22 protein-coding genes and 1 tRNA gene are annotated in these 23,073 nt (G+C 68.0%); 19 read left to right on the forward strand and 4 right to left on the reverse strand.

Annotated elements, in window-relative coordinates; genetic code table 11:
* The first annotated feature begins 10 nt into the window (after positions 1-10).
* Positions 11-1,111, forward strand: a complete 1,101-nt coding sequence (locus tag OLX02_RS08130; RefSeq protein WP_264421815.1) for an ABC transporter permease — start codon at positions 11-13, stop codon at positions 1,109-1,111.
* On the opposite strand, the gene OLX02_RS08135 is transcribed toward OLX02_RS08130, so the two are convergent.
* The 4 genes from OLX02_RS08135 to purC form a co-directional block, all read right to left on the reverse strand.
* Entirely contained in the window at positions 1,108-3,960 is a 2,853-nt protein-coding gene (locus OLX02_RS08135) for a M16 family metallopeptidase (protein ID WP_264421817.1), read from the reverse strand. The genes OLX02_RS08130 and OLX02_RS08135 overlap by 4 nt on opposite strands.
* Before the next feature lie 49 nt (positions 3,961-4,009).
* Complete coding sequence (locus OLX02_RS08140; protein ID WP_264421819.1) at positions 4,010-5,482, reverse strand: chemotaxis protein CheW; 1,473 nt, start codon at positions 5,480-5,482, stop codon at positions 4,010-4,012.
* Between the two features lie 8 nt (positions 5,483-5,490).
* Positions 5,491-8,250, reverse strand: a complete 2,760-nt coding sequence (locus OLX02_RS08150; protein ID WP_319641234.1) for a PAS domain-containing methyl-accepting chemotaxis protein — start codon at positions 8,248-8,250, stop codon at positions 5,491-5,493.
* A 147-nt stretch (positions 8,251-8,397) separates the two neighbouring features.
* Positions 8,398-9,183, reverse strand: coding sequence for a phosphoribosylaminoimidazolesuccinocarboxamide synthase (gene purC / locus OLX02_RS08155; RefSeq protein WP_264421820.1), 786 nt, complete (start codon positions 9,181-9,183; stop codon positions 8,398-8,400).
* A 323-nt stretch (positions 9,184-9,506) separates the two neighbouring features.
* Here purC and wrbA point away from each other — a divergent pair, with 323 nt between their 5' ends.
* The 18 genes from wrbA to OLX02_RS08245 all read left to right on the forward strand — a co-directional run bounded on the left by wrbA (position 9,507) and on the right by OLX02_RS08245 (position 23,071).
* A complete protein-coding gene (wrbA, locus tag OLX02_RS08160; protein WP_264421821.1) occupies positions 9,507-10,106 on the forward strand; it encodes an NAD(P)H:quinone oxidoreductase in 600 nt (199 codons plus the stop codon).
* 123 nt (positions 10,107-10,229) lie between these two features.
* Positions 10,230-10,454 carry a 50S ribosomal protein L31 gene (rpmE, locus tag OLX02_RS08165; RefSeq protein ID WP_264421822.1) on the forward strand — a complete coding sequence of 75 codons (225 nt, stop codon included), beginning with the start codon at positions 10,230-10,232 and terminating at the stop codon, positions 10,452-10,454.
* Between the two features lie 120 nt (positions 10,455-10,574).
* The gene (locus tag OLX02_RS08170) at positions 10,575-11,060 is read left to right on the forward strand and encodes a GspH/FimT family pseudopilin (protein ID WP_264421824.1); all 486 of its coding nucleotides are present in this window, start codon (positions 10,575-10,577) and stop codon (positions 11,058-11,060) included.
* On the forward strand, positions 11,047-11,433 hold the full coding sequence (gene gspI, locus OLX02_RS08175) for a type II secretion system minor pseudopilin GspI (protein ID WP_264421826.1): 387 nt from the start codon (positions 11,047-11,049) through the stop codon (positions 11,431-11,433). The genes OLX02_RS08170 and gspI overlap by 14 nt, the downstream gene beginning before the upstream one ends.
* Entirely contained in the window at positions 11,430-12,041 is a 612-nt protein-coding gene (gspJ, locus tag OLX02_RS08180) for a type II secretion system minor pseudopilin GspJ (RefSeq protein WP_264421828.1), read from the forward strand. Before gspI ends, gspJ begins: the two co-directional genes overlap by 4 nt.
* The gene (gene gspK / locus OLX02_RS08185; RefSeq protein WP_264421830.1) at positions 12,041-13,048 is read left to right on the forward strand and encodes a type II secretion system minor pseudopilin GspK; all 1,008 of its coding nucleotides are present in this window, start codon (positions 12,041-12,043) and stop codon (positions 13,046-13,048) included. Before gspJ ends, gspK begins: the two co-directional genes overlap by 1 nt.
* Before the next feature lie 172 nt (positions 13,049-13,220).
* Positions 13,221-13,297 (forward strand) — tRNA-His (locus OLX02_RS08190).
* 49 nt (positions 13,298-13,346) lie between these two features.
* Positions 13,347-14,408, forward strand: coding sequence for a Glu/Leu/Phe/Val family dehydrogenase (locus OLX02_RS08195; RefSeq protein WP_264421831.1), 1,062 nt, complete (start codon positions 13,347-13,349; stop codon positions 14,406-14,408).
* Positions 14,409-14,559: 151 nt separating this feature from the next.
* Positions 14,560-15,288, forward strand: coding sequence for a heme ABC transporter permease CcmC (gene ccmC / locus OLX02_RS08200; RefSeq protein ID WP_264421833.1), 729 nt, complete (start codon positions 14,560-14,562; stop codon positions 15,286-15,288).
* 13 nt (positions 15,289-15,301) lie between these two features.
* On the forward strand, positions 15,302-15,445 hold the full coding sequence (locus tag OLX02_RS08205; RefSeq protein WP_264421835.1) for a hypothetical protein: 144 nt from the start codon (positions 15,302-15,304) through the stop codon (positions 15,443-15,445).
* Between the two features lie 13 nt (positions 15,446-15,458).
* A complete protein-coding gene (ccmE, locus tag OLX02_RS08210) occupies positions 15,459-15,911 on the forward strand; it encodes a cytochrome c maturation protein CcmE (RefSeq protein ID WP_264421836.1) in 453 nt (150 codons plus the stop codon).
* A complete protein-coding gene (locus OLX02_RS08215; RefSeq protein WP_264421837.1) occupies positions 15,908-17,872 on the forward strand; it encodes a heme lyase CcmF/NrfE family subunit in 1,965 nt (654 codons plus the stop codon). Before ccmE ends, OLX02_RS08215 begins: the two co-directional genes overlap by 4 nt.
* On the forward strand, positions 17,869-18,420 hold the full coding sequence (locus OLX02_RS08220; protein WP_264421838.1) for a DsbE family thiol:disulfide interchange protein: 552 nt from the start codon (positions 17,869-17,871) through the stop codon (positions 18,418-18,420). Before OLX02_RS08215 ends, OLX02_RS08220 begins: the two co-directional genes overlap by 4 nt.
* Before the next feature lie 14 nt (positions 18,421-18,434).
* Positions 18,435-18,860 (forward strand): cytochrome c-type biogenesis protein, encoded by a 426-nt coding sequence (locus tag OLX02_RS08225; RefSeq protein ID WP_264422076.1) that lies wholly within the window; start codon positions 18,435-18,437, stop codon positions 18,858-18,860.
* On the forward strand, positions 18,857-19,555 hold the full coding sequence (locus OLX02_RS08230; RefSeq protein WP_264421839.1) for a tetratricopeptide repeat protein: 699 nt from the start codon (positions 18,857-18,859) through the stop codon (positions 19,553-19,555). Before OLX02_RS08225 ends, OLX02_RS08230 begins: the two co-directional genes overlap by 4 nt.
* 153 nt (positions 19,556-19,708) lie before the next feature.
* Complete coding sequence (locus tag OLX02_RS08235) at positions 19,709-21,661, forward strand: potassium transporter Kup (protein WP_264421841.1); 1,953 nt, start codon at positions 19,709-19,711, stop codon at positions 21,659-21,661.
* Between the two features lie 106 nt (positions 21,662-21,767).
* Positions 21,768-22,721 carry a sensor histidine kinase gene (locus tag OLX02_RS08240; protein WP_264422077.1) on the forward strand — a complete coding sequence of 318 codons (954 nt, stop codon included), beginning with the start codon at positions 21,768-21,770 and terminating at the stop codon, positions 22,719-22,721.
* Positions 22,718-23,071: a response regulator gene (locus tag OLX02_RS08245; protein ID WP_264421843.1), complete on the forward strand. Its 354-nt coding sequence runs from the start codon at positions 22,718-22,720 to the stop codon at positions 23,069-23,071. The genes OLX02_RS08240 and OLX02_RS08245 overlap by 4 nt, the downstream gene beginning before the upstream one ends.
* Positions 23,072-23,073 lie beyond the last annotated feature (2 nt).

Genomic DNA, 23,073 nt, shown 5'->3' on the forward strand with positions numbered 1-23,073 from the left:
GATCTTGGCGATGATCTTCAAGGAGATCCGCCAGATGACGCGCGATCCCGGCACCGTGGGCATGATGCTGGCGATGCCGCTGGTGCAGCTGATGATCTTCGGCTTTGCCATCAACAACGATCCGCGCCGCCTGCCCATGGCGATCGAGGTCAACGATACCTCTGTCTTCGCGCGCTCGATCGACGCCGCCTTGCGCAACACCACCTATTTTCGGGTGACGCGGATCGTCGGCGCACCGGGCGAGGGCGAGCGGCTGCTCAAGCGGGGTGACGTGCAGTTCGTGGTGACGATCCCGGTGGACTTCGGCCGCGATCTGGTGCGGGGCGAGCGGCCGCAACTGCTGGTGACGGCGGACGCGACCGATCCCGCCGCCACCGGCAATGCCCTGTCCGCCATCGACCAGGCGGTGGCGGGCGCGCTCTCGCATGACCTGATCGGGCCGCTGGCGGCGCGCGCGCAAGGGCCTTCGCCGGTCGATCTGGTGATCCACCGCAGCTACAACCCGGAAGGGATCACCAGCCACAACACGGTGCCGGGGCTGCTCGCGGTGGTGCTGTCGATGACGATGGTGATGCTCACCGCGCTGTCCGTCACGCGCGAGGTGGAGCAGGGCACGATGGAGAACCTGCTGGCCACTCCACTGCGCCCGTTCGAGGTGATGGTGGGCAAGATCGTGCCCTACCTGTTTATCGGCGTGGTGCAGATGGCGGTGATCCTGCTCGCCGCGCATTTCGTGTTCCATGTGCCGTTCGCCGGCTCGATCGGGCTGACGCTGGCATCGACGCTGCTGTTCATGGTGACCAGCCTCGCGCTCGGCTTCACGCTTTCCACCATCGCGGGCAGCCAGTTGCAGGCCATGCAGATGAGCTTCTTCTACATGCTGCCTTCGATCCTGCTGTCGGGCTTCGCGTTTCCCTATCGCGGGATGCCGCGGTGGGCGCAGTGGGGCGCGGAAGTTCTGCCGACCACGCATTTCATCCGGCTGGTGCGCGGGATCATGCTGAAGGGCTGGACGCTGGGCGACGCGCTGCCGCACCTTGCCGTGCTCGTCCTGATGCTGGTGGTGCTGGGGACGGTGGCGGTGCGGCGCTATCAGGATACGGTTGCCTAGTCCGCAGGCGCCGGCGCGCTTTCGGGCAGGACCAGCACGGTCACAGGCTTTGCCGCCAGCCACTGGCGCGCAGTAGCCTGCACGTCTGCGGGGGTGAGCGCGGCGAGGCGTTCGCGCGCTTTCAGGAAGCGCTCGATCCGGTCGGGATGCGACTGCGCGCGCTCGATAAGGCCCAGCCAGCCGGCGTTGCTTTTCAGCGCATTGTCCAGCCGTTCGAGCATCGGCGCGCGGGCGCGCTGGAGCACATCGGCATCGACCGGAGCGGCGATCAGCCCCGCCACCGTCTCGGCCAGCGCGGTACGGGTGGGGGCCACGTCCGCCACATCGACCGAGGCCTGCACCGCGAACGTGCCATAGCCGCGCCACACGCGCGACATCGCCGAACTGGCGCCAGGGGAATAGGACTTGCCCAGCTTCTCGCGCACGGTGTCGAGCACTTCGATGCCAGTGATTTCCTTCAGCAGTTCCAGCTTCAGCACGGTGAGCGGATCGGTATCGTCGGTGGTGGGCCAGATGACGCGGACGATGGCCTGGTCGGCAACGCCCTTGTGCCGCACCACGCGCAGGCTGCGCTGCGCGGTAAAGGTGCGCTCGCGGGCTTCGGCGTAGGGCAGGAAGTCCGGCTCGCGCGGTGGGAGCGCGCCGAACGTGCGGGCCACCAGCGCGATCGCCTGCGCTTCGTCGAAATCGCCGACGAGCGCGATCTCGATGGCGCCCTTCGCCAGCCGGTCACCGATCCGGTCGCGCAGCTTGGCGAAGGTGAGCGCCTGATAATCCTCGGGCTTTTGCAGCGTGAAGCGCGGATCGTTGTCCGACAGGAGGCCGCCCAGCGCGTTGGACAGCGCCGATCCGGGCGTGGCATCGCGGCGGGCGAAGAAGTTGGCCATGTTCTGGCGGAACAGCACTTCCGCTTCGGGACGGTAGCCGGGATCGGTCACCGTCGCGGCGAGCAGTTGCAGTTGCAGTTCAAGATCGCGGCGCGTGGTGGTCGCCCCGGAAACGAAGACATCTCCGCTCGCGGCGATCCCGTTCGATACCGAGCGCCCGGCGAGCAGCGTCTGAAGATCGTCCTGGCTGTGCTTGCCGAGGCCGCCGCCGGCCAGCATCCCGGTCATGTCCACCGCGAGCGGATCGGCTTTCGTTTCCAGCAGCTCGCCACCGTCCACCGCGAGGCGGACCTGGATGCGGTCGGTTTCCAGCGCGGTACGCTTGAGGTTGAGCCGCAGGCCGTTGGCGAAGCGGAGCGTGCGGATGCCGAGCGCGGGGTCGGTCCGGTCGGCCACCACCGTGCCGGCGGTGCCGAAATCGGTATAGGCGAAGCTGCCCAGCGCGGCGGCGGCGGTCTTGTCGCGGTCGGTGCCGGCCGCGTGGTTCCACGCCTGCCGCAGCGCTTTCGCACCGCCTTCGGGCGCCTTGCGTCCCTGGAAGCGCAGCAGCGGCGCCTTGAGCGGCACGGCTTCCGACTTCAGTGCCGCCAGCACCGCGGCGGGCGTGATCTGCGGGGCGAACCGGTTGAAGCGCTCCAGCCCGCTTTGCGGCGTGGTCGGCACCTGCTCGTCGCGCACCAGCGCCAGCGCGGATTGCACCAGCGCGCCGTTGGAGCGCGTGTCGGCCGACGCGGCGGCGTTCTCGATGCCGGTGCGCACGTTGGCGACCTGCTCGGCCACTTCGGCCTCGGTAAAGCCATGCCGCAGCGCCTCGGCCAGCGTGCGCGCCGCGACGGTGAGGCCGGTCTTCCAGCCGCCATCGGGCGTGTCGACGATCAGGTTGGTGGTGCGGCCGATCCTGAACACGTCGCTGGTGCCGAACCCGGCGCCGCGAAAGGGCGGGGCGACCTGCCGGCTGAGGCGCTGGAAGCGGCGATTGACGATACCGTAGCCGATCTGGCGCAGCAGGTTGGTGCGGCGGGTGGCCGCGCTATCCGGCTCGTCCAGCCAAGGACCGTGGCGCGAGGCGCTGACCCGTTCGGACAGCGCCGGCGCGATCCACACATCGGCCTGGTCCTTCTGCTTCGCCAAGACCTTGCCTTCGCCGGGCCGTGGCGTTTCGGGCGCGGGGCGCCAGTCCTCGAAGCGGGCGCGGATCGCGGCTTCGACCGCATCCGGATCGAAATCGCCCACGACCATCAGCGTGGTCTTGGACGGCACGTATTCGCGCTGCCAGAATGCCTTGAGGCCATCGGCGTTGGCCGCGTTCAGCGTTTCCACCGTGCCGATCGGCAGCCGCTCGCGGTAGGTCGCCTGCGGATAGAGGAAAGCGATCTGGTCCTTGAGATTGTCCAGCGCATAGCCTTGCCCGTCGCGCAGTTCGGACAGCACCACGCCGCGTTCGCGCGCCACCGCCGCCGGATCGAACTTCAGTTCGCTCGCCGTCTCGCGCATCAGCATCAGCGCGGTGTCCAGCAGCGCCGGATCGGCGCGCGGCAGGTCGAGCATGTAGAGCGTCTGCTCGAAGCTCGTCTGCGCATTGGTGTCCGCGCCGAACGAAAGGCCGCTGCGCTCCAGCAGCTTGACCATCTCGCCTTCGGGCACGCGGGTGCTGCCGTTGAAGGCCATGTGCTCTACATAATGGGCGAAACCGCGTTCCTCGGGCCTTTCATCCAGCGAACCGGCGTTCACGTCCATCCGCACCACCGCCGTGCCGGGCGGGGTGGCGTTGCGGCGGATGACGAAGCGCATCCCGTTGGCCAGCTTCCCGAAGCGGTAGGCAGGGTCGGGCGTCAGGTCGGATTGCTGGAAAGCCCAGTCGGGCTTCGGCGCGGGCGGCAGCGCGGCGGGCCGGGGCGCGCAGGCGGCGAGCAGCAGAACGGCGAACAGCGCCGGCGAGCGGAAGGGGAAGCGCACAGGCATTGCCTGCGCTCTTTGCCGCGCGCGCCGCCGATGCGCAATGCGCGCAGGGTCAGGCGGCGATGGGGACGGGGGCGTCGCGCACCTTGGCGACGATGGCGGCAAGGTCCAGCACTTGGCAGCTTGCGCCATCCTGGAGGCGGATCGTTGCTGCGGGCAGGCGGTGGGCGTCGGCTGCATCGCCGCGTCCGGCCAGCACTTGCAGCCGCACCCGCTCGACGGCGACCAGTTCGTCCAGCAGGAAGCCCATGCGGTCGCCGTCGTGGCTGGCGAGCACGACGAAGCGCGCGGGTTTCGGTTCGCCCGCACTGCCCAGCCAGGCCGCCAGATCGAGCAGCGGCACGCCGTGGCCGCGGTGCGCGATAAGCGCCTGCGGTTGGGACGGGTGGTGGGTGTCCAGGTCGATCGTCTCGTCCGGCGCGGGAATGATCTCGTCCACCTGCGACAGGGGGATGGCATAGCGCTCGCCGCGCAGCGCGGCGACGAGGAACGGTTGCATGTCGCGGCGCTGCGCCGCCTCGGCCTGCGTGGTTTCGCTATCCTCGCCGATCTGTGCCATCATCAGCAGGCGCGGATGCGCGGCCAGCGCGGCGTCGTCGAGCAGCAGGTGCGCGCCGTCCGCACGGTAGAGCCCGCGCAGCAGCCCCGGCTCGCCGATGGCGAAGCGTTGCAAGGGGAGAATGTCGGCTTCCTGCACGCGGCGCATGTCGCTTACCGCATCGATGGCGAAGGCGACCAAGCGACCTTCCGGAAGGCGCATCACCACGCTGGCGCACTGTGCCGGGCGGCCAAGGCTGCCCAGCCCGAGCAGCATCAGCGTGTCGATCACCGGAATGCGGCGACCGTTGTAGGGCAGCATCCCCACCCACAGCGGCTCGTCGGCGGCCGGGGGGAGCAGCCGCGTGACCGGCACCGATGCGTCCACCGCACGCGCGGCGAGGCCCAGTGGCTTGCCGGCGCAGGCGAACAGCAGCGTCGGATCGCCGCCGCCGTTGGTGGCCGAGCGATCGACCGGATGGTCGGTGGTGACGGCAATGCCCGGCAGCGCGGCGAAGGCCGCGTGGTCGAGCACCGTCCCGCGCAAGGCGCCGTGGACGAAGCCGGCGGCCGCCAGCGCAGGAGCGCCGCAGCCGCTGCCGGCGGGCGCGGCGAGCGGCGAGAACGCCTGCGCGCCCAGCTGCACCACCCCGCAGATCTCGTCGATGAACATCCCGATCACCCCGCCTCCCACGCGCAGGATCAGGATCACCTTGCCGTCGTTGCCCGTACCGCTGCCCAGCGCGGCGACCACGTCCATCACCGGGATGATCGACCCGCGCAGTTCGATGGCGCCCACGATGTCGGGGCGCAGCGCCGGAAAGCGCACCAGCCGGTGCGGGCGCGGCGTGACTTCGCGAATGGCGTCGATCCCGAAGGCGAGCAGCATTTCGCCGACGCGGACCAGCCCGTGCAGCCCGGGCGGGATCGCGCCGGGCGTGATTTCGGCGGGCTGGCCGGTTGCGGAATGGTGCGGGGCGGGCGGCATCAATGCGCTCAACCCAGGCTGGCGCCGGCGCCGTCGGTGGCGTCGGCCAGCTGCCGGATGAGAACTACCGCGTCGTGAGTGACGCCGTCCTGCGTGCGGGCCGATTCCCCGATGGCGTTGACCGCGCTGCCGGTCTTTTCAGCCGATTCCACGATGCCGCCGAAGGCTTCGCTGGCATCGCGCGAACGCTGGGTGCCTTCGCCGATGCGGGAGAGCGATTCCTCGATCAGGCGGCTGATGTCGCGCGCGGCCGTGGAACTGCGCTCCGCCAGCCGGCGCACTTCGCCGGCCACCACGGAGAAGCCGACCCCATGCTCGCCTGCGCGCGCGGCCTCGATCTCGGCATTGAAGGCGAGCAGGTTGGTCTGCCCGGCGATCTCGCCGATGATCGAGACGATTTCCGAGATGCCGGCGGCGGACTTCTGGATAAGCTCGATCGATTCGATCGCGCTGGCAATGGCGATGCGGCCCTTTTCGGCATTGGCCTGCGTGGCCTGCGCGTGACCGGTGGCGCTTGCAGTCGAGCTGTTGATCGAGAGGATCGAGGTGGAGAACCGGTCGATCAGCCCGGTCATGTCCGACGCGCGCTCGCGGATTTCGTTCTCCAGTTTGACCTGGTCGGTTACGTCATAGGCATACTTGACGATCCGCACGGGTTCGCCGGCAAGGTCGAGGATCGGATTGTAGGTGGCCTGGATATAGACGTCGCGGTCGTACTTGCCGACGCGGTGGAACCGCCCGGAGTGGAACTCGCCCCGGTTGAGCTGAATCCAGAACTCGCGGTATGCCTGCGAACGGATATAGTCGGGCGAGCAGAACATGGAGTGGTGTTGGCCAAGGATCTCGCGCAGCGAGTAGCCGGTCACGCGCAGGAAGTTCTCGTTTGCGGAGAGGACATTGCCCTCGAGATCGAACTCGATCACCGCCTGCGAGCGTCCGATCGCATCGACCTTGGCCTGGAATTCATTGGCGCGGCGCTTCTGCTCGGTCACGTCGGTCGCGAACTTGACCACTTTGACCGGCTTGCCGTCGAGGTCGAAGATCGGGTTGTAGGTCGCCTGAATCCAGATGTCGCGGCCGTCCTTGCCGACGCGGCGGTATTCGCCCGCATCGTATTCGCCCCGGCCGAGCTTTTCCCAGAACGCGGCATATTCCAGCGATTGCGCGGTGGCGGGATCGCAGAACTGACGGTGGTGCCGGCCGCGGATCTCGTCGAGCGTGTAGCCGGTGAGGGCGAGGAAGTTGTCATTGGCATCGCGCACGGTGCCATCGAGCGAAAACTCGACCATGCCCTGCGCGCGGTCGATGGCCTTGACCTTGCCCTCGAACTCCAGATTCCGGCGCTGGCTGTCGCTGATGTCGTGCGCGAACTTGACCACCTTGCAGGGCCGGCCCTCAATGTCGAGGATCGGGTTGTAGGTGGCGCGGATCCACACCTCGCGCCCACCGGCCGCGATCCGCTTGAACACGCCGCTGACGTATTCTCCATCGCGCAGCCGGCGCCACAGATCGGCGTAGTCGGGTGAGGCGCGGTAGGTTTCGTCGCAGAACAGCCGGTGGTTCTGGCCGACCACGGCGCCAAGGTCATAGCCCATGATGTCGAGGAAATTGGCGTTGGCCGCGAGGACCGTGCCCGCAAGGTCGAACTCGATCACCGCCTGCGCGCGGTCGATCGCGGCGACCTTGCCCGCCGCTTCGGCAGCCATGATGCGCTGGGCGGTGACGTCCATCGCCACCTTGACGATCTTTTCCGGCTGCCCGTCCAGATTGAGCACCGGGTTGTAGCTCGCCTGGATCCACACCTCCGTCCCGTCCTTGCGCAGGCGCTTATATTCGCCCTGGTCGAAATCGCCGTTCCCCAGCTTCTGCCAGAACTGGCGGTAGGCCGGGCTGCCCGCGAAATCCTTGTCGCAGAAGATACGATGGTGCTGGCCCGCGATTTCGTCCTGTTCATAGCCCATCAGCGCGAGGAAGTTGGCATTGGCCTCCAGGACGCGGCCCGAAAGGTCGAACTCGATCAGCGCAAAGGCACGGTCGATCGCCGCCAGCCGGCCCTTCTGGTCAGCGAGCAGGGCCTGTTCGGCGGTGACGTCCAGCGCATAGCTCAGCACCGAGATCAGCCGGCCGGCTTCGTCGCGCGTGGGCACGAACACTTCGCGCAGCCACACGTCGCGGCCATCGCTGCTGCGGTGCTTGCGGATGCACGAGTGCGATTCGCCGCGCGCGAAACGGCTCCAGAACGCTTCCGGTTCCTCGCCTTCCGCGATCGGGCTGCCGATGGCGGTGAACGGCTCTCCGACAAGATCGGTCATGGTGCGACCGACGAGGTGGAAGAACCGGTCGTTGCCGCCCAGCACGCGGCCGTCGGGACCGTACTGGCAGATCGCCAGCGCGTGATTGATGGCCTCGAAGCGGTGCGCCATCAGGTCGGGGCTGACCGCGCTGTCAAACGTGCGCACGCCCATGAACAGGATGCGCGCCGCGCGCCCGGTGGTGCGGCCCAGCGCGCCCTTGATCCCGGTGACCACGCCCTGGCCCAGTTGAAGGGTCCCGTGGACGGCGCGCGGTTCCTCGCCGGATTCGCCGGGGCCGAACACGTCGCCGAAGCGCAGCGCGGCGGCCGCGTCCTCGTTCAGCAGCGCGCGGGCCGATTCGTTGGCTTCCACCAGCGTGCCGGTAGCGGGATCGAAGGCGAGCACGATGAGGCTGTCGGCAAGCAGGGCCGCGCCCTGCGCCGTGATGTCGAGCGCCGTCTGATGAATCGTCAACTGTCGTCCCCACCGTCGATAAAGTCCAAGTGCCGCCAGCGTGGCACGGACAATCATACAACTTTGGTGGGGTCGGGCTCCGTGATGTTACGGAGCAAAAGGAAGGGCGGCCCTTTATCGAACGGGCCGCCCCACGCTATCTTCCGGTTACTTCTTGGTGCGCAGCTTGCGGTGTGCGCCAAGGTCGAGCACTTCCGAAGGGCCGCCGTCGTTTTCGAGCAGGCCGAGCCGGCGCGCGACTTCCTGGTAGGCTTCTTCCTCACCGCCGAGATCGCGGCGGAAGCGGTCCTTGTCGAGCTTTTCGCCGGTGACCATGTCCCACAGGCGGCAGCCATCGGGGCTGATCTCGTCCGCCAGGATCACGCGGCTGTAGTCGCCGTCCCAGATGCGGCCGAATTCAAGCTTGAAGTCGACGAGGCGGATGCCGATCGCGGCGAACATTCCGCACATGAAGTCGTTCACGCGGATCGCCATCGACGAGATGTCCTGCATCTCCTCGTTGTTGGCCCAGCCGAAGCAGGCGATGTGCTCTTCGGCGACCATCGGATCGCCCAGCGCATCGTCCTTGTAGTAGTATTCGATCAGCGTGTGGGGCAGCGGTTCGCCCTCCTCGATGCCGAGGCGCTTCGAGATCGAACCGGCGGCGACGTTGCGCACCACGACTTCGATCGGGATGATTTCCACCTGGCGCACCAGCTGCTCGCGCATGTTCAGGCGGCGGATGAAGTGCGTGGGAATGCCGATGTGGGCGAGCCGCGTGAACACGTACTCGCTGATCCGGTTGTTGATCACGCCCTTGCCGTTGATCGTGCCGCGCTTCTGCGCGTTGAAGGCGGTGGCATCATCCTTGAAATACTGGATGAGAGTGCCGGGTTCAGGGCCTTCGTAAAGGATCTTGGCCTTGCCTTCGTAGATCTGGCGGCGACGCGACATGGGCGATTCTTCCTGTGTTACCGCGCAGGATAACGCGTGCGCGGCAAATCAAAAACCCCGGCGGGACGAGGAGCCGCGCAAGAGGCGACTGCATCGGAAAGCCGGGGCGTCGAAGCGAGCGCCATAGGCGAAAACGCGCGCCAGTGCAATTGGGGGCAAGGGCGCGCGCGCAGGGGCCGGGCCAGCGTTCCACTGTTCCAGATTCTTGAACGTTCGATGTCAGTTAATCGCCCTTACCGGAAATCCGGGGACGGGCCATATCAGTGCCGGTTGACGCGGGGTGCCTCCCGCCGGACGTTATCGCTGCAAGAAGGAATCCCACGATGAGCAAGGTTCTGGTCCTCTATTATTCGAGCTATGGCCACCTCGAGACGATGGCCCACGCCATTGCCGAAGGCGCCCGCGCTGCTGGTGCCGAAGTGGACGTGAAGCGCGTGCCCGAAACCGCGCCGCTCGAAGTCGCGCAGGCTGCGCATTTCAAGCTGGACCAGTCGGCGCCGGTTGCCACCGTCGCCGAACTCGAAGGCTATGACGCGATCATCATCGGCACCGGCACGCGCTTCGGTCGAATCAGCTCGCAGATGGCGGCGTTCCTCGATCAGGCCGGCGGCCTGTGGGCGCGCGGCGCGCTCAACGGCAAGGTCGGCGCGGCGTTCACCTCCACCGCCACCCAGCACGGCGGGCAGGAAGTGACGCTGTTCTCGATCATCACCAACCTGCTGCACTTCGGCATGACCGTGGTCGGGCTGGACTATGGCCACCAGGGCCAGATGCGGAACGACGAAGTGGTCGGCGGTTCGCCCTATGGCGCCACCACCATTGCCGGCGGCGACGGCAGCCGCCAGCCGAGCGAGACCGAACTGGAAGGCGCGCGCTACCTCGGCAAGCGCGTGGCCGATACCGCGACCAAGCTGTTCGGCTGATCGCTGCGGGAAGGGCGCGCATGAGACGGGCGGGACTCGACAAACCCCCCGCCGTCCGTTAGGGGCGCGCCTTTCCATTCTTCGAGGGCCGGTCGGAACCGGCTGTTGACCGGAGCGCGATCCATGAAGGCCGATATTCACCCCGACTACCACATGATCAAGGTGCAGATGACCGACGGCACCGTGTTCGAAACCCGCTCCACCTGGGGCAAGGAAGGCGACACGCTGGCGCTCGAAATCGACCCGACGTCGCACCCGGCATGGACCGGCGGTACGCGCCAGCTGGACCAGGGCGGCCGTGTCGCCCAGTTCAACAAGCGCTTCGGCGGCCTCGCGCTCAAGCGCTGAGCGGTCGGACAAACCGAACAGGGAAAGGGCGGCTTCGGCCGCCCTTTTTCGTTTGTGGCGGGAAGGCCCGCCTGCGGCCAATCCTCTTCCCTTTGCCGTCCGCGCGCGTAAGACCTCCCTGTGCGCCCAACTCCCGCCCCCAAGCCGATCCGCAACGCCTTCTCGCTGGTCGAGATGATGGTCGTGCTGTTCGTGATGGGCGTGCTGGCCGCCGCCATCGTCATGGTGCTGCCGGGGGACGAGGCGCGGCTGCGCGGCGAGGCGGAGCGGCTGGCCGCGCGCACGCTCGCGGCGCGTGACGAGGCGATCGCGGCAGGTGCCCCGGTCTCTCTGGTGGTGAGCGGCGCGGGCTATTATTTCGAGGAACGCCGCGGTGGAACGTGGCAACCCGCGCACGGGCGGGGGCTGGGCCTGACCCCGTGGGACGAAGGCACCCGCGTCTCGCTGGGGCTGGCGGGCGGGCAGGACGGCGGCCGCACCCGCGTGGTGTTCGATCCGGTGGGCCTGGCCAGCAGCGACGTTTCGGTGCGGATGGCGCGCGGGGCGCAGGCCCGTGTCCTCACCATCGCACGCGACGGCCGGGTGAGGCTCGATGGCGGGCGATAAGACCGGCCGCGCCGCGGGCTTCACCCTGCTCGAACTGCTCGTCGCGCTGGCAGTCTTCGCCATCGCCACGCTCGCGCTGGTGCGGATGGAGGGGGCAAGCATCGGCCGCACCGCCGATCTCGACCAGCGCCTGCTGCGCGAAGTGACCGCGCAGAACATGGCGGCCGAGATCCTGACCGACCCCGCGCCGCCGCCGGTGGGGGAGGCGAGCGGCACGATCCGCAACGCCGGGCGGCTGTTCGGCTGGACCCGCCGCGTCGCGCCCGCGCCCGACCTTGGCGTGCTCATGATTCGCCTCTCGGTGCGCGAGATCACGCCGGGCCGCCGCAGCCAGGCGGTCACTTTCGATTTCACGCGGCTGCCCGGCGCATGACCAGCGCCCGCGCGCCGCGCGCCAACGGCTTCACCCTGATCGAGATGCTCGTCGCGCTCGCCGTGTTCGCGCTGATCGCGGGGGGCGCGCTGATGCTGCTGCGCTTCAGCGTCGATGCCGAACTCGCGAGCCGCGCGAAGACCGAGCGCATCGCTGCGGCGCGGCGCTTCCTGTCCGTATGGACGGCGGACCTCGCGCAAGCCGCCCCGCGCCCCGCGCGCGACGAAAACGGCGCGGCCCATCCCGCGCTGGAGGCAGGGCAGGATGGGCAGGGCGCGCTGGTGCTGCGGCTGGTGCGCAGCGGCTGGACCAATGTGGACGGCGCGGCGCGGCCCAGCCTGCAGAAGGTGGAATGGCGCTGGGACGGCAAGGCGCTGCTGCGCGCCGGCTATCCCTTTCCTGATGGCGCCGCCCCCGATCCCGCTTCGGCCATGTTGCCGCTCTCTGCCCCGCCGCGCCTGCGCTTCCGCACCGGAGACGGGGTATGGCACGATCGCTGGGCAGCCCAGCGCGCGGCAGAACTGCCGGCGGCGATCGAACTGTTGCTGCCCCAGCCGGGCGGCGAGCCGATGCGCCTCGTGGCGCTGGTCGGGGTCAATTATCGGTGATGCCGCGCCTGCCTCTCGAACGCGGCCCCGGCGAACGCGGCGCGGCGCTGCTCTCCGTCCTCCTGCTTGTCGCGATGATGGCGGTGATCGCGGCGGTGATGCTGGAGCGGCTCAACCTCGCCACCCGGCTCGCCGTGAACGCGCAGGCCATGACCCGCGCGCGGCTGGTGGCCACCAGCGCCGAGACGCTGGCGATGGCGCGGCTGAAGGCACTGGTCGATAGCAGCCCCGATCGCACGGTGGATCCTGCCGGCCTGCTGGGCCGCAGCTTCCCGCTGCCGTTGGCGGGCGCGGTCGTGGAGGCGCGGATCGACGATGCCGGCAACTGCTTCAACGTCAATTCGCTGGTCCAGCAGGACGTGGTGGACGGCGCGCTCACCCTGCGCCCCGCCGCGCTGGCACAGCTGCGCGCGCTGATGGCCATGCTGGGCGTGGAGGAGAACGAGGGCGCGCGGCTGAGCGATGCCATGGCCGACTGGATCGACAGCGATTCGCTGCCGCTCACCAACGGTGCCGAGGACGAGACCTACCGCGCGCTGCCCGTGCCCTACCGCACCGCCGGGCAACTGGTGGTGGACCTGTCGGAACTGCGCGCGGTGCGGGGCATGACCCCGGTGCTCTACCAGCGGCTTCGCCCGTGGCTTTGCGCGCTGCCCGCGCCGGACCTCTCGCCGATCCAGGTCAACACGCTGCGGTTGGAGCAGGCGCCGCTGCTGTCGATGCTCTCGCCCGGCGCGATCACGCTCGCCCGTGCCCGCGCCGCGATTGCCGCGCGGCCGGCGGGGGGCTGGGCAAGCGCGGCCGGGGCGGTGCGTGCGCTGGGCGGCGATACCGGCGGCATCGGCACCATTCCTCCGGAACAGCTCAAGGTGCGCAGCCGCTGGTTCCTGCTGACCCAGACGGTGCGTGTGGATCCGGTGGAACTGGAGGAGCAGGCGCTGATCGACGTGGGCGTGTCGCCGCCGCGAATCGCCTTCCGCAGCTGGGGCGATGTGGACAGCCGGTGAGGCGCGCGTTTCGCTGTCGGGTAATTTTGTTGCGTAGGTGCCGGTGCATGAAAGTTTTCGCTTTTCATTTCGCCACCTTTCTGCAACAGGGCTCGCCCGCGCCGATCGTTGCTTGACGATCTTGTGCGGGACATGGTCTGCGCCGCTCCAGCAGCGCGCGAACAGGCCTGTGGCGATCGTAGCTCAGTTGGTTAGAGCGCCGGTTTGTGGTACCGGAGGTCGTGGGTTCGAACCCCATCGGTCGCCCCATTTTTTCTTTTCGCGCCAGGATTCAACCCATTTACGGGGGCGCATTGCCATGCCGGCATTCTGGACCGAGGCGGACTTCGACGATCATGAACGCGTGGAGCTGGTGCGTGACCGCGCATCGGGGCTGACCGCGATCATCGCGCTTCATTCGACTCACCTTGGCCCGGCGGCCGGGGGAACCCGCTTCTGGCACTATCCCGATCCTGCGGTGGCGATGCGCGACGCGCTGCGCCTGTCGCGCGGGATGAGCTACAAGAACGCGATGGCCGGCCTGCCGATGGGCGGGGGCAAGGCGGTGATTCTCGCCGATGCCGCGCGCACCAAGACGCCGGAGATGATCGCCGCGTTCGGCGATGCGGTCGAAGCGCTCGGTGGGCGCTATGTCACGGCCGAGGACGTCGGCATTTCCGAAGCCGACATGGTGGCGGTCTCGCGCCGCACCGCGCACGTATCGGGCCTGCCCAGCGCCGATGGCGCGGCGGGCGGCGATCCCGGCCCGTTCACCGCGAAGGGCATCTACCTGGGCATCAAGGCGGCGGTGGCGCACAAGCTGGGGCGCGATGACATGGCCGGCGTCCATGTCGCGGTGCAGGGCACCGGCAGCGTCGGCGGCGGCGTGGCGCGGCTGCTGGCGAAGGACGGTGCGCGGCTGACGCTGGCAGACGTCCATCACGACCGGGCGGCGGCGCTGGCGGCGGAGCTGGGCGCGGCGCAGGTGCCGGCGGAAGAGATCATGGGCGTGGCCTGCGACGTGTTCAGCCCCAATGCGCTGGGCGCCATCCTCGATGACGAAGGCATCGCGCGGATCGACGCGCCGATCGTGGCGGGCGGGGCGAACAACCAGCTGGCGCGGCCCGAACATGGCGCGATGCTGGCGGCGCGCGGGATCCTTTACGCGCCCGACTATGTCATCAACGCCGGCGGGATCATCAGCGTGGCGGTCGAACACCTCGCACGCGGGCAGGGCAGGCACGGGGACCTCGACGATGTGCGCCGGCGGATCGCCCAGATTCCCGAGCGGCTGGACACGATCTGGCGCGAAAGCGATGCCAGCGGCACGCCGCCCGACGTGGTGGCCGACCGCATGGCGCAATCTTTGATCGGACGCTGACCGGGCGCAGATCGGGCGATAGGCCCGCGCCGGGAACGCCGCGCTAAGCCCTTGCTCCGCATGGACTGCGGTGGCAGAGCGGGCGCGAACCGGCGTCGGGGGTCGCCGGGCACGGATTCGACGCGTCCCCCAAGGCCAGAACTGCCCGTCCATGCACGGTTTCGCCAATCCCGCCCGCTTCCTGCGCCTTGCGCGCTGGCTCATGCCGCTGATGCTGATCCCCGGCCTCGTGCTGGCGATGGGTGCGCTTGCCTGGGGCCTGCTGATGGTCCCGCCCGATCGCCTGATGGGCGATACGGTGCGCATCCTGTTCATCCATGTGCCCGCCGCATGGCTGGGCATGGCCGGGTGGTCGACCATCGCGATTTCCAGCGTGATCGAACTGGTGTGGCGCCATCCGCTGGCCGGCATCGCCGCGCGCGCCGCCGCGGTGCCGGGCGCTGCCTTCACCGCGATCTGCCTTGCCACCGGCTCGATCTGGGCACGGCCCACCTGGGGCACCTGGTGGGTGTGGGATGGCCGGTTGACCAGCTTCCTCGTCTTGCTGTTTCTCTATCTGGGCTACATCGCGCTCGCCAGCCCGGCGCAGCGTGATGCCGCATCGGGCGGCGGGGCCAGCCGCGTGACCGCGATCTTCGGCCTTGTCGGCGCGGTCAACATCCCGATCATCAACCGTTCGGTGGTGTGGTGGAACAGCCTGCACCAGCCGCCCTCGATCACGATGGGCAAGTCGGCGATCGATACGGCGTTTCTCTATCCGCTGCTGATCGGCGCGCTGGGCTTCACGCTGATTTTCGGCGGGGTGGTGCTGGCGCGGATGCGCACGCTGCTCGCCCATATCCAGGCCGAGGCGCGCCTGCGCCGCAAGGCGATGGCCTGAGGATCGCCGCACGATGCACGAAGGATTGAATCAGTGGGATTACGTCGTCGCCGCGCTGGCGATCGGCGTCGCCGGCACGCTGCTGCTGGTCGGCTGGACGCTCGCCGCCATGGTGCGCGCGGAACGCCGCCGGGACAAGGTGCGCGGCGGCAAGTGAGGATGGACGGGGAATGAGCGCAATCAAGGCCAAGCACCAGCGGCTCGTGCTGCTGGTCATCGCGCTGCTGGCGCTGATCGGCGCGGGGCTGCTCGCGGCCTATGCGCTGAAGAACCAGGCCGCCTATTTCTATGTGCCGAACGATCTCGTCGCCAACCCGCCCGAGCAGGGCCGCGCCATCCGCCTTGGCGGCATGGTCGAAAAGGGTTCGATCAAGAAGGCGGCGGACGGCGTTACCGTCCATTTCATCGTCGGCGATGGCAAGGCGCGCATTCCTGTGCGCTTCACCGGGATCACGCCGGACCTCTTCGTCGAAGGCTCTGGCGTGGTCGCCGAAGGCCGCATGGAAGGGCAGACTTTCGTGGCCGACAACCTGCTCGCCAAGCATGACGAAAAATACGTCCCGCGCGAGATGAAGGACATGACCGCCGCGCAGGCCAAGCAGGTGGTGGCTGAAACCAAATGATCGCTGAACTGGGTCTTGCCGTCCTGTGGATGGCCGCCGCGCTCGCCGTGCTGCAACTCGTCGCGGGCGTTCTCGCCCTGCGGCCAGAGGGTCGGCAACTTGCCGGGCTGGTCCGTCCGGTGGCGGTCGTGCAGGGCGCGCTGGTCGCCGTCGCCTTTGCCGCGCTGGTCTCGCTGTTCCTGACCACCGACCTGTCGGTCAAGCTGGTGGCTGAAAACAGCCACTCGATGAAGCCGTTCATCTTCAAGCTGGCGGGCACCTGGGGCAACCACGAAGGCTCGATGCTGCTGTGGGTGACGATCATGGGCGTGGCCGGCGGCTTCGTTGCGCTCATCGAAAAGCGGCTGCCGGAAAACACGCTGATCGCTACGCTGGCCGGGCAGGCGTTTGTTTCGCTGGGATTCTATGCTTTTCTGCTGCTGTCCTCGAACCCGTTCGAGCGTCTGGCCGAGCCCGCGCCCGAAGGCGCTGGCCTGAACCCGCTGCTGCAGGACATCGGCCTCGCCTTCCATCCGCCCACGCTTTACGTCGGCTATGTCGGCCTTTCGATCGCGTTCAGCTTCGCCATCGGCGCGCTTGTCACGCGCGATGTCGGTCCGGCCTTTGCCCGTGCGATGCGTCCGTGGGTGCTGGGCGCGTGGATCTTCCTCACGCTGGGCATCACCGCCGGTTCCTACTGGGCCTATTACACGTTGGGCTGGGGCGGCTGGTGGTTCTGGGACCCGGTCGAGAACGCTTCGCTGATGCCGTGGCTCGCCGCCACCGCGCTGCTCCATTCGTGCTCGGTGCTGGCCAGCCGCAACGCGCTGAAGGCGTGGACGGTCATGCTGGGCGTGATCGCGTTCTCGATGTCGATGGTCGGCACGTTCCTCGTGCGCTCGGGCATCCTCACTTCGGTCCACGCTTTCGCGGTCGATCCCGAGCGCGGCTCGTTCATCCTCGCGCTGCTGGCGGTCTACATCGGCGGCGCGCTCACGCTGTTCGGCCTGCGCGCCTCGACCGTGACCGAAGGCGCGCGCTTCAGCTTCGTCAGCCGCGAAGCCGCGCTGGTGCTCAACAACGTGATGCTTTGCGGCATTCTTGGCATCGTGCTGATCGGCACGCTCTATCCGCTTCTGACCGAGGCGATGGGCGTGAAGGTCTCGGTCGGCCCGCCCTATTTCAACCCGGTGTCGGCGGTCTTCGCCATTCCGATGATGCTGGTCATGGGCGTCGGCCCGCTGCTGCGCTGGCGGCAGGACAGCCTTGAGGGCAAGGGCGCCGCGCGGATCACGCTGCCGGTCGGCATCTGCGCGCTGCTTTCGGCGGCGGTGCTGCTGGGTGTCGTGTTGTTCGCGCACCACATCAAGCTGCTGCCCGCGCTGGGCCTCGCCGTGGCGGCGGGCCTTGCTCCGGCCAGCTTCCTGCCCTTGCGCGGACGCAACCTGCGCCGCACGCCGCTGCCCACCTGGGGCATGGTCATCGGCCACTTCGGCATTGCCGTCGCGCTGTTCGGCATGGCCAGTGAAAGCGCTTTCTCCACCGAGAAGCTGGCAGCGATGCGCCCCGGCGACGTGCAGCAGGTCGGCCCGTGGACGGTGAAGCTCGACGGCATTGGCCCCGTCGCCGGCCCCAACTGGACCGCGCTGGAGGCGACCGTTGCCGCCGGTTATGAGAGTGCCGCGCCGGTCATGCTCCATCCGCAGGCGCGCACGTTCTCCAACCCGCCGGGCAACCGCACCGAATCCGCGCTGAAAACGCGCTGGAACGGCCAGCTCTACGCCGTGCTGGGCGAAGAGGGCGACGACGGGCGCTGGCAGATGCGTTTCTGGTGGAAGCCGTTCGTGCCGATGATCTGGTACGGCGGCGCGTTGATCGCGCTGGGCGGGCTGCTCGCGCTGCTGGGGCGCGTCGCGGCCGACATCCGCCGGCTCGTCGCCACCGACAAGATCGCCTACCGCAGGATGAAGCAGGGCCGATGAGCGCCGAAGCGAAAAAGAAGCCGGGCCTCGCCATCTGGCTGCCGCTGATCCTGTTCGCAGGGTTCTTCGCGCTGGTGATCTGGGGCCTTGTCCGCCCCGCCGACCGCGAAGTGGCGAGCGCTTTCATCGGCAAGCCGCTGCCCGCGTTCGATCTGCCGCCCGCCAGCGACGACCGGCCCGGCCTGTCCACCATGGTGTTCAAGGCGGGCAAGCCGCGCCTGCTCAATGTGTTCGCCAGCTGGTGCGTGCCCTGCGCAGTCGAATCGCCGCAACTCGCCTTCCTCGCATCGAAAGGCGTGGAGATCGACGGCGTCGCCATCCGCGACCGCAAGCCCGATGTGGCGCGCTTCCTGGCGCAGAACGGCAATCCCTTCGCGCGCATCGGCAAGGACGATCTTTCGCAGGTGCAACTGGCGATCGGTTCATCCGGCGTGCCCGAGACCTTCGTGGTCGATGGCAAGGGTGTGATCCGCTATCAGCACATCGGCGACATCCGCGCCGAGGACGTGCCGATGATCCTGCGCAAGCTTGAGGAGGCGGGCCAGTGAATCGCCTTCTGCCCATGAAGCGCCTTCTGATCGCCCTGTTTGCGCTGCTCCTCGCCCCGGTCCTGGCCTCGCAGCTTTCCGCGCAGGACATGTTGCCGCCCGCGCCCTATGCCTACAAGCAGCTGTCCGATCCGGAACAGGAAGCCAAGGCGCAGGCGCTGATGGAAACGCTGCGCTGTCTCAAGTGCCAGAGCCAGTCGATCGCGGATTCGGACGCGCCGATGGCCGGCGATATGCGCCACCAGGTCCGCACCCGCATTGCCGCGGGCGAAGATCCCGAGGCGATCCGCCAGTGGCTGATCGAACGTTATGGCGACTATGTCAGCTACACGCCGCAAGTGAAGCCGATCACCTGGCCGCTGTTCGCGGCACCGGCGGTGATCCTGCTGCTCGCGGCGCTGCTGCTGCGCAATCGCTTCCGCAAGGGGGGCAAGCAATGACCTGGGTTCTGATCCTGCTGATCGCGCTCGCCGCGTTCGGCGTGCTTGCCTTCGTGCTCAAGATGCCGCGCGCGGGCTGGGAAATCACCGGGGCGGCGCTGCTGTTCGGGATTGCGGGCTACGCGCTGCAAGGGCATCCCGGCTATGCTGGCGCCCCCAAGCAGGCCGTGGAAAACGAGAAGGCTGCCGATGCCGCGCTGCTCAAGCAGCGGCAGGAAATGGGCGAAAGCTTCGGCAAGGGCGCTTCGTGGCTGACGCTGGCGGACGGCCTTTCCCGGCAGGGCCAGTTCGGGGCTGCGGCCGACGTGCTCAAGACGGCGGTGGAAAAGAATCCCGACGATGCCGACCTGTGGGTCGCTTTCGGCAATGCGCTGGTCGGGCATAGCGACGGGCTGATCACCCCGGCCGCGCAGTTCGCCTTCCAGAAGGCGGCGACGATCGCGCCCGAGCATCCCGGCCCGCCGTTTTTCATGGGCCTCGCACTCGCGCAGTCCGGGCGGCTGGCCGATGCGCGCGCGATCTGGGCGGAACTGCTGAAGCGTTCGCCCGCCGATGCGCCTTATCGCGCCGATCTTGAAAGCCGCCTCGCGCGGATCGATTCGATGCTCGCTGCCGCCGGACAGGCCGCGCCCGATGCGGCACCCGCGCCCGCCGCCGATGCGGCGCCGGCCGCCCCCGCGGGCAAGGCGCCGTAACGTCGCGGAACCGGGCCTTGCCGCGGCGCGTTGGGCTGCCGTGCGCTGCCCTTCACTCCCATTGCGGGGGCCATGGGGCGGTGCTAAGCGCCGCGCCGGTTCGGACCCATCGTGGGCCGACAGCATTTGGCGTAGGCCGGGGGCTCGCTTGCCATGAATGATGCCGTCGTTGAGGCCGGAGGGGCATCCTCTCACACGACTGACGGTCATTCCGGTCACGGAAGCGCCGCCCATGCCGCTCACGCCGGGCATAGCCAGAGCGGGCTGCTCAAGATGGCGGTCGGCGCTATCGGCGTGGTCTTCGGCGATATCGGTACCAGTCCGCTTTACGCGCTGCGCGATACCTTCGCCGGCCATCACAAGCTCCCGCTCGACCAGCTCCATGTCTACGGCATCATCAGCCTGATGTTCTGGTCGATGATGATCATCGTGACGCTGAAATACGTGTCGGTCATCATGCGCGCCGACAACAAGGGCGAAGGCGGCAGCCTCGCGCTGCTGGCGCTGATCAACCAGCACACATCGGGCAACCGCTGGGGCAAGGGCATCATCCTGCTCGGCGTGTTCGCCACGGCGCTGTTCTACGGCGATTCGATGATCACCCCGGCCGTCTCGGTGATGGGTGCGATCGAGGGCGTCGCGGTCTACCGGCCGGAAATGCACCCGCTGATCGTGCCGATGGTGGTGGTGATCCTGGTCGGGCTGTTCATGATCCAGAGCCGGGGGACAGAGAAGGTCGCCACGTTCTTCGGCCCGATCATGCTGTTCTACTTCGCCACGATCTCGGTGCTCGGCCTGATCAGCATCCTGCAATTGCCGCACGTCATCACCGCGCTCAGCCCGCACCACGCGGTCGAAATGTTCCTTGCCGATCCGTTCCGCGGCTTCCTCGCGATGGGCGCGGCGGTGCTCGCGGTGACCGGCGCCGAAGCGCTCTATGCCGACATGGGCCACTTCGGGCGCAGCCCGATCCGGATGTCGTGGCTGGTGTTCGTGCTGCCCGCGCTGGTCCTCAACTATCTCGGCCAGGCCTCGCTGCTGATGCGCAACCCGGCGGCGCTGGAAAGCCCGTTTTATTTCCTCGCCCCTGAATGGTTCCAGTGGCCGTTGCTGATCCTCGCCAGCCTGGCGGCGGTGATCGCGTCGCAGGCGGTGATTTCGGGCGCGTTCTCGGTCACCCAGCAGGCGATCCAGCTCGGCTTCATCCCGCGCATGACGATCAAGCACACCAGCACGGCGGCGGGGCAGATCTACATCCCGGTGATCAACTTCGCGCTGATGATCGCGGTCATCCTGCTGGTGCTGGTGTTCCAGCGTTCGTCCAACCTGACCGCAGCCTATGGCATCGCCGTCACCGGCGCGATGCTGATCGACAACTTCCTGCTGGCGGTGGTGCTGTTCAAGCTGTGGCACTGGAAGCCGGTCTACTCGATCGGGCTGCTCGTGCTGTTCTTCGTGATCGACGCAGGCTACCTCGGCGCCAACCTGACCAAGATCCCGGATGGCGGCTGGGTGCCGCTGCTGATGGGCGTAGCGATCTTCACGCTGCTCACCACATGGTCGCGCGGGCGTGCGCTGATGCGGCAGGGCATGGCCGAAGGCTCGATCCCGCTGGAGGTGTTCACCAAGTCTGCGCACAACAGCGCGGCGCGGGTGCCCGGCACGGCTGTGTTCATGGCCTCGACCTCGGCCGGCGTGCCGTCGGCGCTGCTGCACAACATCAAGCACAACAAGGTGCTGCACGAACGCGTCGTCATCCTCACCGTGCAGATCGCGGACGTGCCCTATGTCGATGCGGGTGAACAGTCGGCGGCGAAGGACTATGGCAACGGCTTCTACCGCCTGACCCTGCGCTTCGGCTTCCTGGAGGAAACCGACGTGCCCGCCGCGCTCAAGCGCGTGTCGATGTGCGGCACCCCGTTCGACATGATGAAGACCAGTTTCTTCCTGTCGCGCCAGACGCTGATCCCGTCGGACAAGCCGGGCATGGCCCTGTGGCGTGAAAAGCTGTTCGCGTGGATGCTGCGCAATGCTGCGAGCGCGATGGAGTTCTTCCGTCTGCCGACCAACCGCGTGGTCGAACTGGGTAGCCAGCTCAAGATCTGATTGCCCGCGGGGGCAATGATTTGAACGGTGCGCCGCGAATGCGTTGGAATGACGGCAAAGCGTGGTAGGGTCGGCCGACAAGGTTTGCGGGGACCGACCAGACGTGATGCAGAGCGCCGCGGTTCTCCGCGAAATCCTTGATGCGCAGCTTGAAATGGTGTGTCGCTTCCGTGCGGACGGGACGATTCTCTACGCCAACCGCGCCTATGCGGCTTCGCTGGGCGAGTTGCCTGAGGCGCTGGCCGGCCGCAACCTGTGGCAGTTCATCGTCGGCGAGGACCGGGCCTCCGTGCAGGAGCAGCTGGACCAGCTGTCTCCCGAGAATGTCGAGCTGACGATCGAAAACCGGTTCGAGACGAACGATGGGCCGCGCTGGACGCTGTGGCGCAACCATGCGCTGGAATTCGACGGAGAAGGGCGGCTGGCCGTCGCGCAGTCCACCGGCATCGACATCACCGAGCGGCGTTTGCTGGAGGAGCGCACCGCGCTGCTGATCGACGAACTGAACCACCGTGTGAAGAACACGCTGATGGTCGTGCAGGCGATGGCGCAGCAGACTTTCCGCGGCGCGGCGCTGCCCGCCGAGCCGGTGGTCAAGTTCAACGAGCGCCTTTCGGCACTGGCCGGTGCGCACACCACGCTCAGCCGTGCGAGCTGGGCGGGGGCCTCGCTGGAGGAGATCATCCGCCAGGGCACCGCGATCTGCGGCGGCGCTGTGCTTCACCTGTCCGGCCCCGAGGTGATGGTGACGGCCGAGCCGACCGTCCCGCTGATCATGGTCATGCACGAGCTTTCCACCAATGCGATGAAGTATGGCGCGCTTTCGGGCAGCGAGGGCCGGGTCGATGTGAGCTGGACCGTCGATCCGGCAAGCGGCTGGATTGCGATCGAATGGCGCGAGCGCGGCGGCCCGCGGGTGGCGGCGCCGCAGCGCAAGGGCTTCGGGTCGCGCATGATCGAAGGCGCGGTGTCGCGCCAGCTGAGCGGGCGGGCGGAGGTGGTCTATGATCCTGCGGGACTGGTCTGCCGGATCGCCTTTCCGGGCGCGGTGGCGGCATGACGATCGCAGGCAAGCGCATCCTGATCGTGGAGGACGAATTCATCGTCGCCGCGATGCTGGGCGATATCCTGGAGGATGAGGGCGCGGTGCTGCTCGGGCCGGCAGGAACCCTGGCCGAAGGGCTGGCACTGGCCGGCGGTGAGGCGCTCGACGCGGCGGTTCTCGATTGGAACCTGGGCGGTGAACCCGGTGCCCCGATCGCACGCGCCTTGCGCGAGCGCGGCGTGCCGTTCGTAATCGCCACGGGTTATGGCGTGGTGCAGGACGAATTTTCGGGCGTGACCGTCCTGTCGAAGCCCTATCAACCGGGCGCGCTCGTTGCCGAACTCGCCCGGCTGACCGGAGGCTGATC

The organism is Novosphingobium sp. KCTC 2891 (genome assembly GCF_025938155.1).
Taxonomy (GTDB): domain Bacteria; phylum Pseudomonadota; class Alphaproteobacteria; order Sphingomonadales; family Sphingomonadaceae; genus Novosphingobium.

Bases quoted from the DNA above. Each gene is read 5' to 3' on its own strand.
- OLX02_RS08130 (WP_264421815.1), top strand. From the start codon at position 11: ATGATCTTCAAGGAGATCCGCCAGATGACGCGCGATCCCGGCACCGTG.
- OLX02_RS08135 (WP_264421817.1), bottom strand. From the start codon at position 3,960: ATGCCTGTGCGCTTCCCCTTCCGCTCGCCGGCGCTGTTCGCCGTTCTG.
- OLX02_RS08140 (WP_264421819.1), bottom strand. From the start codon at position 5,482: ATGCCGCCCGCCCCGCACCATTCCGCAACCGGCCAGCCCGCCGAAATC.
- purC (WP_264421820.1), bottom strand. From the start codon at position 9,183: ATGTCGCGTCGCCGCCAGATCTACGAAGGCAAGGCCAAGATCCTTTAC.
- wrbA (WP_264421821.1), top strand. From the start codon at position 9,507: ATGAGCAAGGTTCTGGTCCTCTATTATTCGAGCTATGGCCACCTCGAG.
- rpmE (WP_264421822.1), top strand. From the start codon at position 10,230: ATGAAGGCCGATATTCACCCCGACTACCACATGATCAAGGTGCAGATG.
- gspI (WP_264421826.1), top strand. From the start codon at position 11,047: ATGGCGGGCGATAAGACCGGCCGCGCCGCGGGCTTCACCCTGCTCGAA.
- gspJ (WP_264421828.1), top strand. From the start codon at position 11,430: ATGACCAGCGCCCGCGCGCCGCGCGCCAACGGCTTCACCCTGATCGAG.
- gspK (WP_264421830.1), top strand. From the start codon at position 12,041: ATGCCGCGCCTGCCTCTCGAACGCGGCCCCGGCGAACGCGGCGCGGCG.
- OLX02_RS08195 (WP_264421831.1), top strand. From the start codon at position 13,347: ATGCCGGCATTCTGGACCGAGGCGGACTTCGACGATCATGAACGCGTG.
- ccmC (WP_264421833.1), top strand. From the start codon at position 14,560: ATGCACGGTTTCGCCAATCCCGCCCGCTTCCTGCGCCTTGCGCGCTGG.
- OLX02_RS08205 (WP_264421835.1), top strand. From the start codon at position 15,302: ATGCACGAAGGATTGAATCAGTGGGATTACGTCGTCGCCGCGCTGGCG.
- ccmE (WP_264421836.1), top strand. From the start codon at position 15,459: ATGAGCGCAATCAAGGCCAAGCACCAGCGGCTCGTGCTGCTGGTCATC.
- OLX02_RS08215 (WP_264421837.1), top strand. From the start codon at position 15,908: ATGATCGCTGAACTGGGTCTTGCCGTCCTGTGGATGGCCGCCGCGCTC.
- OLX02_RS08220 (WP_264421838.1), top strand. From the start codon at position 17,869: ATGAGCGCCGAAGCGAAAAAGAAGCCGGGCCTCGCCATCTGGCTGCCG.
- OLX02_RS08225 (WP_264422076.1), top strand. From the start codon at position 18,435: ATGAAGCGCCTTCTGATCGCCCTGTTTGCGCTGCTCCTCGCCCCGGTC.
- OLX02_RS08230 (WP_264421839.1), top strand. From the start codon at position 18,857: ATGACCTGGGTTCTGATCCTGCTGATCGCGCTCGCCGCGTTCGGCGTG.
- OLX02_RS08235 (WP_264421841.1), top strand. From the start codon at position 19,709: ATGAATGATGCCGTCGTTGAGGCCGGAGGGGCATCCTCTCACACGACT.
- OLX02_RS08240 (WP_264422077.1), top strand. From the start codon at position 21,768: ATGCAGAGCGCCGCGGTTCTCCGCGAAATCCTTGATGCGCAGCTTGAA.
- OLX02_RS08245 (WP_264421843.1), top strand. From the start codon at position 22,718: ATGACGATCGCAGGCAAGCGCATCCTGATCGTGGAGGACGAATTCATC.